Origin of the sequence: Streptomyces albus subsp. chlorinus (assembly GCF_013302895.1) — a bacterium.
Classification (GTDB): domain Bacteria; phylum Actinomycetota; class Actinomycetes; order Streptomycetales; family Streptomycetaceae; genus Streptomyces; species Streptomyces chlorinus.
In genome coordinates this window covers 2,453,863-2,463,870 of record NZ_VJOK01000001.1, presented here as the reverse complement: position 1 = coordinate 2,463,870, position 10,008 = coordinate 2,453,863, and the positions used below count along the sequence as shown (strand labels likewise).

Below are 10,008 nucleotides of genomic sequence, written 5' to 3'. Positions count from 1 at the left end.
CCGGGGCCGCGTCCGGGTGGCCGGCCAGCCACGCGTCGGTGGCCTCCAGCGTCGCCCGGTCCCCCTGCGCGGCGGGGAAGAGCCCGCGCACGACGGCCATCGCGATCTCGATGGAGCGCGAGGCCCACACCTCTTCCAGCACCTCGAAGTACCGGGCCGTGTAGGGGGCCGTCAGCTCGGCCTGCCCCGGCTGGGCGAACCCGGCGATGGTCGCCTCGACCAGGGCGTTGGACAGCGCGTCGGACTCCACCACCGAGGCCCACGCCTGTGCCTTGACGGCGGCGGACGGCCGCGCCGCCAGGCACCGCACCTGGTGCCGCTTCCCCGAGGCGGTGTCGTCCCTGGCCAGCTCCGCCCTGAGCGTCTCCTCGTCCGCGATCCCCTGGGCGGCCAGCGGTTCCAGGAAGGTCCAGCGCAGCTCCTGGTCCACCTCCAGGCCGTCGATGCGCCCGGTGCCGGCCAGCAGCCCCTCCAGCAGCCGCAGTTCCTGCTCGCCGGAGGCGACCGACGCCAGGAAGCGGGCCCAGGCCAGCTGGTGCCCGCTGCCGGGCGCGGCCTGCCGCAGCTGGGTGACGGCGCCCTCGGACAGCAGCCGGCGGCCCTCGGCCCGCCACGCGGGCGCCGTGTAGTGCTCCAGCGCCAGCCGGGCCTGGGCGTGCAGCATCTGGAGCACCCCGATCTCGGACTCCTGCCCGGCGAACCGCAGCACCAGGCGGAGGAAGTCCCGGGCCGGCATCAGCCCGTCGCGGGTCAGGTTCCACACCGCCGACCAGCACAGGGCGCGGGCGAGGGGGTCCGTGAGGGCGCCGAGGTGGTCGCGGAACGTGGCCAGCGACACCTCGTCGAACCGCACCTTGCAGTAGGTCAGGTCGCCGTCGTTGACGAGCACCAGATCGGGCCGTTCGGCGCCGGCCAGTTCGGGCACCGCCGTCCGCGCCCCGGTCACATCGGTTTCGGCGTGCGCGTACCGCTCCAGCACGCCGCGGGCCGGGTCCCTGCGGTAGAGGCCGACGGCGACCCGGTGGGGCCGCAGCACCGGGTGGGACTCGGCGGCCCCCTGGAGGACGGCCAGCTCGGTGACGCGGCCGGCCGCGTCGTAGGTCAGCTGCGGGGTGAGGGTGTTGACGCCGGCGGTCTGGAGCCACGCCTTGGACCAGGTGGCCATGTCGCGGCCGGAGGTCTCCTCCAGCACGGCCAGGAGGTCCTCCAGCCGGGTGTTGCCCCACTGGTGGCGCTTGAAGTAGCGGCGCGCGCCTTCCAGGAACGCGTCCTTGCCGGCGTAGGCGACCAGCTGCTTGAGGACGGAGGCGCCCTTGGCGTAGGTGATGCCGTCGAAGTTGAGCTTGGCGTCCTCCAGGTCCCGGATGTCGGCGGTGACCGGGTGGGTGGAGGGGAGCTGGTCGGCGCGGTAGGCCCAGGACTTGCGGCGGTTGGCGAAGGTGATCCACCCGTCGCGGAAGCGGGTGGCCTCCACCAGCGAGAAGGCGCCCATGAAGTCGGCGAAGGACTCCTTGAGCCACAGGTCGTCCCACCACTCCATGGTGACCAGGTCGCCGAACCACATGTGCGCCATCTCGTGCAGGATGACGTTGGCGCGGCCCTCGTAGGACGCCTCGGTGACCTTGCCGCGGAAGACGAACTCCTCCCGGAAGGTGACACAGCCGGGGTTCTCCATGGCGCCGATGTTGTACTCGGGCACGAACGCCTGGTCGTACTTGCCGAACGGGTACGGGTAGTCGAAGTGGTCGTGGAAGAAGTCGAGGCCCTGCTTGGTGACGGTGAAGATGTCGTCCGCGTCGAAGTAGGGCGCCAGCCCTTTGCGGCACAGCGCGCCCAGCGGGATCTCCAGCTCGGTGCCGTCCGGGAACCGGCGGCGGTAGGTGTCGGACACGTAGTGGTACGGGCCGGCCACCACCGCGGTGATGTACGTGGAGATCGGCGCGGTGGTGGCGAAGCGCCAGACGGCCGCCGCCCCGTTGTCCACCGGGCGCGGCTCGCCTTCGCGGGCGCCGTTGCTGAGCACCGTCCAGCCGGCCGGTGCGGTGACGGTGAAGTCGAACGGGGCCTTGAGGTCCGGCTGTTCGAAGGTGGCGAAGACGCGGCGCGCGTCGGCCGGTTCGTACTGCGTGTAGAGGTAGACCTCGCCGTCCTCGGGGTCGAGGAAGTGGTGCAGCCCCTCACCGGTGCGGCTGTAGGCGCACTGCGCGTCGATCGTCACTGTGTTCTCGGCGTGCTCGGCGTGCTCGCCGTCGCCGTCCCGCCCGCCGCGCAGTCCGGGCAGGGTGATCCGGCTGCCGTCGAACACGTCGTCCACCGGGAGCGCCTGTCCGTTCAGCGTCACCGAGTGGACGTGCGGGGCCACCAGGTCCACGAACGTCGTGGCGCCCTCCTGGGCGCAGCGGAACCGGATCGTGGTGGTGGACCGGAAGGTGCGCGGCCCCTCGGCCGGCGGCGGCGTGACGGCCGAGCGCAGGTCCAGCGCCACGTCGTACCCGCTGACGGTCAGCAGTGCGGCCCGCTGCCGGGCCTCCGTGCGGGTCAGGTTCTCTCCGGGCACTGCCACGCTCCCTCTCCGTCGTGATCCCTCGTGATCCGTCACGATCCGTCCTGCATGTGTCGTTCCGTTGCCGTACCGCATGGTGGACAACCTGCCCAGCATCGCATGCGCCGCCGACACGCAGTAGCGGGAATGCCGCCGGTGGCTGGGTACGTTGTCCGCGAGCGAGACCACCCATCCGCACTGCCTAGGAGCGCGCATGCCCCAGTCACCGGAGAACCAGTCACCGGAGAAGACCCCCGCCGACTTCTGGTTCGATCCCCTGTGCCCCTGGGCGTGGATGACCTCCCGCTGGATGCTGGAGGTGGAGAAGGTACGGCCGGTGGAGGTCCGCTGGCACGTGATGAGTCTGGCGGTGCTCAACGAGAACAGGCTGGACGACGTGCCCGAGCGCTACCGCGAGATGATGCGGCGCGCCTGGGGCCCGGTCCGCGTGTGCGTCGCCGCCGAGCAGGAGCACGGCAGCGAGGTGCTGGGGCCGCTCTACACCGCCATCGGCACCCGTGTGCACCCGGGCGGCCGGGAACTGGACCGCGAGGTGCTCGTCGAGGCCCTGGAGGAGGCCGGGCTGCCCGCCTCGCTGGCGGACGCCGCCGGCTCCGACGCCTACGACACCGCCCTGCGCGCCTCGCACCAGGAGGGCATCGGGCTGGTCGGCGAGGAGGTCGGCACCCCGGTGATCGCCGTCCCCGGCGCGGACGGGGAGCGGATCGCCTTCTTCGGGCCCGTGGTCACCCCCGCTCCCAAGGGCGAGGCAGCGGCCCGGCTGTGGGACGGCACGCTGATGGTGGCCTCGACCCCGGGCTTCTTCGAGATCAAGCGCACCCGCGACGTGGAGCCGATCTTCGACTGAGCCCCGGGCACGCGCACCGGGCGCGTACGGACACGGCGAAGGGCCCCTGTGCGTCACGTCCGCACAGGGGCCCTTCCTCTTTCCTTCCGTCCGCCGCGAAAGGTGAGAAGACGATCACGAGGACGGAAGCGCGGGCCGCGGCCTTACGGCGCCAGCAGCAGGTTGGTGGCGCGCTCCTTGGCGGCCCTGTAGCGGGCGGCGACGTCCTGCCAGTTGACGACGCGCCACATCGCCTCGACGAAGTCCACCTTCTGGTTGCGGTACTGCAGGTAGAAGGCGTGCTCCCAGGCGTCGAAGACGAGGAGGGGCACCGAGCCCTGGCCGACGTTGCCCTGGTGGTCGTAGACCTGCTCGACGATGAGCCGGCCGGTGACCGGCTCGTAGGCCAGCACGCCCCAGCCGGAGCCCTGGGTGGTGGCCGCGGCCTTCGACAGCTGGGCCTTGAACTTGGCGAAGCTGCCGAAGGACTCCGCGATGGCGTCGGCCAGTTCGCCCGTGCCGTCCTTCTCCAGCGGCTCGCCGCCGCCGTCGCCGGTCATGTTCTGCCAGTAGATGGTGTGCAGGATGTGCCCGGACAGGTGGAAGGCGAGGTTCTTCTCCAGGCCGTTGATGGTGCCCCACTGGTCCTTGTCGCGGGCCTGAGCGAGCTGTTCGAGCGTGTCGTTGGCCCCCTTCACGTACCCGGCGTGGTGCTTGTCGTGGTGCAGCTCGATGATCTCGCCGCTGATGACCGGCTCCAGCGCGGAGTAGTCGTACGGCAGCTCCGGCAAGGTGTATGTCGCCATGCTCTCGCCCTTCGCTCGCTAATGCACATTACTTGCAACTAGAAGTTAGCAGCAACAGTGCACGAAACAGCGGAGCGCCCCCTGCCGTCAGGGGGCGCTCCGCTGTGCGGCGAGCGGTCCGAGAACCCGGGCCGCGCCGACCGGCTGAGTCCGCGTCAGGCGGCGGGACCGGGGAGCCGGCGCCGGCCGGTCAGGCGTCCTCGGGCACCGGGGTGCGCGGACGCAGCCGCTGCCGCAGGTAGCCCACGGCCGCCAGCACCACGGTCAGCCCGGCGGTGAAGCCCAGCTGGGTGCGGGTGTCGCCCTCGCGCAGCATCAGCAGCAGGACGGCGACGATGCCCAGCACGGCCACGATGGTCAGCCCGGGGAACAGCCACATGCGCACCACCAGCTTCTCCGGGGCCTCGCGCTCCATCCGGTAGCGGGTGATCAGCTGCGAGACGGCGATGAAGCCCCACACCACCAGCGTGGCCGCGCCGACCATGTTCAGCAGCCACTGGAAGACCGTCTCCGCCCAGAAGAGGTTCAGCAGCACCGCCACGAAGCCGAAGAAGGACGAGGCGATCACCGCGTAGCGCGGCACGCCCTGGGGGCTCAGCCGGTTCAGGAAGACGGGCCCCTCCCCGCGCTCGACCAGGGAGTAGGACATCCGCGAGGCCCCGTAGATGTTGGCGTTCATCGCCGACAGCAGCGCGATGAGCACCACCACGTTCATCACCTGCGCGGCGGCCGGGATGCCGATGTAGTCCAGTACGGCCGCGTACGGGCCCGACAGCACCGACTTGTCGTTCCACGGGATCAGCGTGACGATCACCAGCATCGAGCCGACGTAGAACAGCGCGATCCGCCACACCGCCGTGCGCACGGCCCTGGCGACCCCCGAGACCGGTTTCTCCGACTCGGCCGCCGCGATCGTCACCGTCTCCAGCCCGCCGAAGGCGAACACGGAGGCGAGCAGCCCGACGATCAGTCCGTCGGCGCCGGTGGGGAAGAAGCCGCCGTCACCCGTCAGATGGGCGGCCCCCGGGGAGTCGGTGCCCGGCAGCACCCCGGCTATCGCGAGCACCCCCAGGACCAGGAAGGCGGTGATGGCGAGCACCTTCAGCGCGGCGAACCAGAACTCGTACTCGCCGAAGTTGCGGACCGCGGCCAGGTTGGTGGCACAGAAGACGAGCATGAACAGGGCGACCCACATCCACTGCTCGGTGTCCGGCAGCCAGCCCGTCATGATCTTCGCCGCCGCCGTGGCCTCGGTGGCGATGGCGACGCACAGCAGGGTCCAGTAGATCCACCCCGAGGTGAAACCCGCCCACGGCCCCAGGGCCCGCTCGGCGTGCACGGAGAAGGAGCCGGAGGCCGGACGGGCCGCCGACATCTCGCCCAGCATCCGCATCACGAGCATCACCAGCGCGCCGGAGGCGGCGTACGCCAGGACGATCGAGGGGCCCGCCGCGGCGATGCCCGCGCCGGAGCCGACGAACAGCCCCGCGCCGATCACGCCGCCGAGGGCGATCATCGAGAGGTGGCGCTGCTTGAGCCCGTGGGCGAGGGAGCGCTCGGGGGCACCGTCCTCGCCGTCGGAACCGGAAGAGCGGGAGGAGCCGGAAGAGGGGGAGGGCTCGCCGGGCGGGGGTGGCGCGTCGGAGGTCTCGGTGCGCGTCATCAGTGGCCGTTTCCTGGGTGTGAGGGGACGAACGGGGTAACGTGAGCGGTTCACGGTGCGTGTGCTGCCCCCGTGGTGGTAGGTGTTCGCCCCCAGTGTTGGTGAGGCAGCCCAGCACATCAATAATCGTGCGGCCCATCCCGCGATACGGACAGGCCCCGGAACGCGCGAAACCGGAGCGAAGGGGCGCCCGGCGGGACCCACTGTCGCCAAGCTCACGCCCCGCTCACGCTCGGCGCTCGAGCGGTTTCGGCTAGCGTCGACGGGCAGACAAAAGGCTGTGGCCGGCTGGTCGCCCCGTGTGAGGGCCGCGGTGTCGCAGGGCGGCGGCCCGCACGGGGACGACCAGCCGAACCCGGCCGCTCCTACCCGCTCGCACCAGACGGAGAGTCCAGATGAGTGCCCTCACATCCGCCGCAGCCACCCCGCGCCCCGGAACCGTGCTCGCGGATCTGCTGCCCGCCTCCAGTGCGACCCGCGCCCGTGTCCGCGACGTCGCCCTGGTGGCCGGCGGCGCCGCCCTGACGGGGATCGCCGCGCAGATAGCAATACCCGTTCCCGGCTCGCCGGTGCCGGTCACCGGGCAGACCTTCGCCGCGCTGCTGGTCGGCGCCGGGCTCGGCGCCGGCCGCGGCTTCCTCGCACTGGCCCTGTACGCGATGGCGGGCATGGCCGGGGTGCCGTGGTTCGCCGAGGCGTCCTCCGGGGTGGGCATACCCACGCTCGGCTACGTCTTCGGCATGATGCTGGCCTCCATCGCCGTGGGCGCGCTGGCCCGCCGCGGCGGCGACCGCGGCGCGCTGCGCACCGCGGGCACCATGGCGGCCGGCCTCGCCCTCGTCTACGCCGTCGGCGTCCCCTACCTGGCGCTGTCCACCGGGATGTCGCTGAGCGAGGCCGTCGCCGCCGGCCTGGTGCCGTTCCTGGTCGGGGACGCCCTCAAGGCCGCCCTGGCGATGGGTGCCCTGCCCACCGCCTGGAAGCTGGCGGGCCGCAAGAGCTGAGGCCCCGGCCCCGGCGGGTCCGGGGAGGGACCGGCGGGTCCGGGGAAGGACCGGACGCGGGAGGGCCCGGCGCCGTGTGGCGCCGGGCCCTCCCGCCTGCCGGCCGGGGCCCGGGTCAGCCCGCGTCGGCGGGGGACGTCACCGGCGCCTGGTCCGGCTCCGCGCCGCCCAGCGGCTCCCGGGCCGCCGCCTGCCCGCGCTGGACGCGGTCCTTGACCAGCGAGGTGACCAGCACCACCGCCGCGACGGCCAGCGAGAGCACCATCTGGGTGCGCCCGTCGTCGTCCGTGAACATGTAGCCGATCACGAAGACGATCAGGCCGATGGTGGCCCACGTCAGATACGGGTACAGCCACATCCGCACCGTCAGCCGCTCGGGGGCCTCCCGCTCGATCCGGTGCCGCATCCGCAGCTGCGAGGCGCAGATGACCAGCCAGACGAAGAGCGCGACCGCGCCCGAGGAGTTGAGCAGGAACTCGAAGACGGTGTCCTTGGCGATGTAGTTGAAGAAGACCGCCACGAACCCGAAGGCCACCGAGGCGAGGATCGCGGCCGTGGGCACGCCCCGCTGGTTGGTGCGGCCGAAGGAGGCCGGGGCGTCCCCGCGCTCGCCCAGCGAGAAGGCCATCCGCGAGGCGGTGTAGAGACCCGAGTTGAGGCAGGAGAGCACCGCCGTCAGCACGACGACGTCCATCACGGTGCCCGCGTAGGGGATGTCCAGCGCGTCGAGGACCGCCACGTACGGGCCGTCGGTGGCGATGGCCTCGGAGTCCCACGGCAGCAGCGAGACGATCACGAACATCGAGCCGAGGTAGAACAGGCCGATGCGCCAGATCACGCTGTTGACGGCCTTGCGCACGGCGGTGACCGGGTTCGGCGACTCGGCGGCGGCCAGCGTGACGATCTCGCTGCCCATGAAGGAGAAGACCACCAGCAGCATGCCGGAGAGGATCGCCCCCGGCCCGTTGGGCAGGAATCCGCCCTGCCCGGTGAGGTTCTCCAGACCGGCGGCGCCGTCGGCGGGCGGCAGCCCGACGAAGGCGATCAGGCCGACGGCGATGAACGCGATGATCGCGACGACCTTGATGCCCGCGAACCAGAACTCGAACTCGCCGTAGGAGCCGACGGAGATCAGGTTCGTCCCCGTCAGCACCAGCATCACCAGCAGGGCCCAGCCCCACTGCGGCACGGACGGGATCCAGCCCTCCAGGATGTCCGCGGCGGCCGTCGCCTCGACGGCCAGCACCACCGACCAGAAGAACCAGTACAGCCAGCCGATGGTGAACCCGGCCCAGCGGCCCAGGGCGCGGTCGGCGTAGGTGGAGAACGACCCGGAGGCCGGATCGGCGGCCGCCATCTCGCCGAGCATGCGCATCACCAGCACGACCAGCAGGCCGGCCAGCGCGTAGGACAGCAGGATGCCGGGGCCCGCGTCGGCGATACCGGCCTTGGAGCCCACGAAGAGGCCCGCACCGATCACCCCGCCGATGGCGATCATGGACAGATGGCGGTTCTTGAGGCCCGCCCGCAGGCCGTCACCGTCCCCGGCGGGAGGCTTCTGCGGCGGCTCCCCCGACGTACGCGGGGTCTGCTGAGAACTCATGGGGCAGCCGGCTCCTTGTGGTGTCGTCTTTAACGAGCGTTCACATGTAAGAGGGCGTGCTGCCCACAACGGAAGAGCCGAATCCGGATTGTTGTCTCCGCAACACCGCGGCGACACCCGCTCGCGGCTCGGCGGCCCTGCGTCCGGCCCGCCGGAGCGGGGATGACACACTCTGCGGTATGCGCGTGTACCTCGGCTCCGACCATGCCGGATACGAACTGAAGAACCACCTCGTCGAGTGGCTGGAGTCCGCGGGCCACGAGCCCGTCGACTGCGGCCCCCACATCTTCGACGCCGACGACGACTACCCTCCGTTCTGCCTCCGTGCCGCCGAGCGCACGGTCGCCGACAGCGGCTCCCTCGGCATCGTCATCGGCGGCTCCGGCAACGGCGAGCAGATGGCCGCCAACAAGGTCCCCGGCGTCCGCTGCGCCCTGGCCTGGAGCCGGGAGACGGCCGAGCTGGCACGCGAGCACAACGACGCCAACCTCCTCAGCGTGGGCGCGCGCATGCACACCACCGAGGAGGCCGTCTCCTTCGTCGAGGCGTTCCTGGCCACCCCCTTCTCCGAGGGCGAGCGGCACAAGCGGCGCATCACCATGCTCGCGGACTACGAGCGCACCGGCGCGCTGCCGCCCGTGCCGGCGCACCACCCCAAGTCCCCCGACCAGCCCTGAGCCCGTGCCCGAGGGTCACACCATCCACCGGCTCGCGCGCGATGCCGCGGACCGGTTCGCCGGGCGCACGCTGGACGTCACCAGCCCGCAGGGCAAGTTCGCCGACGGCGCCGCGCTGCTCAACGGCGCGGCGCTCACGGCGACCGAGGCACACGGCAAGCACCTCTTCCTCGGCTTCGGCCCCCTCGGCTGGGTGCACATACACCTGGGCCTCTACGGCACCTTCCGCTTCGGGGAGGGCCCACCGCCCGCCCCCGTGGGCCAGGTGCGGCTGCGGCTGGCGACCCGGCCCGGCGAGCGGCCGGGGGAGCCTGAGGGGCCGCCGCACTACGCCGACCTGCGCGGACCCACCCGCTGCGAGCTGCTGACCGCGCCCGAGAAGCAGGCCGTCAGCGACCGGCTCGGCCCCGACCCGCTGCGCGCCGCCTCCGATCCCGAGGCCGCCTGGGCAAGGATCTCCCGCAGCCGCACCAGCATCGCCGCCCTGCTCATGGACCAGAAGATCGTCGCCGGGGTCGGCAACGTCTACCGCGCCGAGGTCCTCTTCCGGCACGGCATCGATCCCTACCGCGCCGGACGCGACCTGACCCGCGCGGAGTGGGACGCCCTGTGGGCGGACCTGGTGGAGCTGATGACCGACGGGGTGCGCAAGAACCGCATCGACACCGTGCGGGACGAGCACACCCCCGAGGCCATGGGACGCCCGCCCCGCGTGGACGACCACGGCGGCGAGGTCTACGTTTACCGCCGCGCCGCCCAGCCGTGCCTGATCTGCTCCACCCCCGTGGCCACCGCCGAACTGGCGGCCCGCAACCTGTTCTGGTGCCCCACCTGCCAGCGCCGCTGACCCCGGAGGGCCGGGGCCG

8 protein-coding genes are annotated in these 10,008 nt (G+C 71.9%); 4 read left to right on the top strand and 4 right to left on the bottom strand.

What is annotated here, in order from left to right:
• The coding region (gene pepN, locus FM076_RS11115; RefSeq protein ID WP_173874663.1) for an aminopeptidase N at positions 1–2,557 on the bottom strand (2,557 nt) is incomplete at its 3' end.
• A gap of 199 nt (positions 2,558–2,756) precedes the next feature.
• Between pepN and FM076_RS11110 the strand changes: the two genes are divergently transcribed.
• Entirely contained in the window at positions 2,757–3,410 is a 654-nt protein-coding gene (locus tag FM076_RS11110) for a DsbA family protein (RefSeq protein ID WP_173869903.1), read from the top strand.
• Between the two features lie 143 nt (positions 3,411–3,553).
• Here the strand turns inward: FM076_RS11110 and FM076_RS11105 are convergent, their stop codons facing one another.
• Together FM076_RS11105 and FM076_RS11100 are read right to left on the bottom strand one after the other, a co-directional pair.
• Positions 3,554–4,195 (bottom strand): superoxide dismutase, encoded by a 642-nt coding sequence (locus tag FM076_RS11105; RefSeq protein ID WP_173869901.1) that lies wholly within the window; start codon positions 4,193–4,195, stop codon positions 3,554–3,556.
• A gap of 190 nt (positions 4,196–4,385) precedes the next feature.
• Complete coding sequence (locus FM076_RS11100) at positions 4,386–5,858, bottom strand: amino acid permease (RefSeq protein ID WP_173869899.1); 1,473 nt, start codon at positions 5,856–5,858, stop codon at positions 4,386–4,388.
• Between the two features lie 395 nt (positions 5,859–6,253).
• Here FM076_RS11100 and FM076_RS11095 point away from each other — a divergent pair, with 395 nt between their 5' ends.
• Positions 6,254–6,862 (top strand): biotin transporter BioY, encoded by a 609-nt coding sequence (locus FM076_RS11095; RefSeq protein WP_173869897.1) that lies wholly within the window; start codon positions 6,254–6,256, stop codon positions 6,860–6,862.
• A gap of 115 nt (positions 6,863–6,977) precedes the next feature.
• Here FM076_RS11095 and FM076_RS11090 read toward each other — a convergent pair whose 3' ends face one another.
• Entirely contained in the window at positions 6,978–8,465 is a 1,488-nt protein-coding gene (locus tag FM076_RS11090) for an amino acid permease (protein ID WP_173869895.1), read from the bottom strand.
• A gap of 179 nt (positions 8,466–8,644) precedes the next feature.
• Between FM076_RS11090 and FM076_RS11085 the strand changes: the two genes are divergently transcribed.
• Both FM076_RS11085 and FM076_RS11080 read left to right on the top strand, forming a co-directional pair.
• The gene (locus tag FM076_RS11085) at positions 8,645–9,142 is read left to right on the top strand and encodes a ribose-5-phosphate isomerase (protein ID WP_173869893.1); all 498 of its coding nucleotides are present in this window, start codon (positions 8,645–8,647) and stop codon (positions 9,140–9,142) included.
• A gap of 4 nt (positions 9,143–9,146) precedes the next feature.
• Positions 9,147–9,989 (top strand): Fpg/Nei family DNA glycosylase, encoded by an 843-nt coding sequence (locus FM076_RS11080; protein WP_173869891.1) that lies wholly within the window; start codon positions 9,147–9,149, stop codon positions 9,987–9,989.
• The last annotated feature ends 19 nt before the right edge of the window (positions 9,990–10,008 follow it).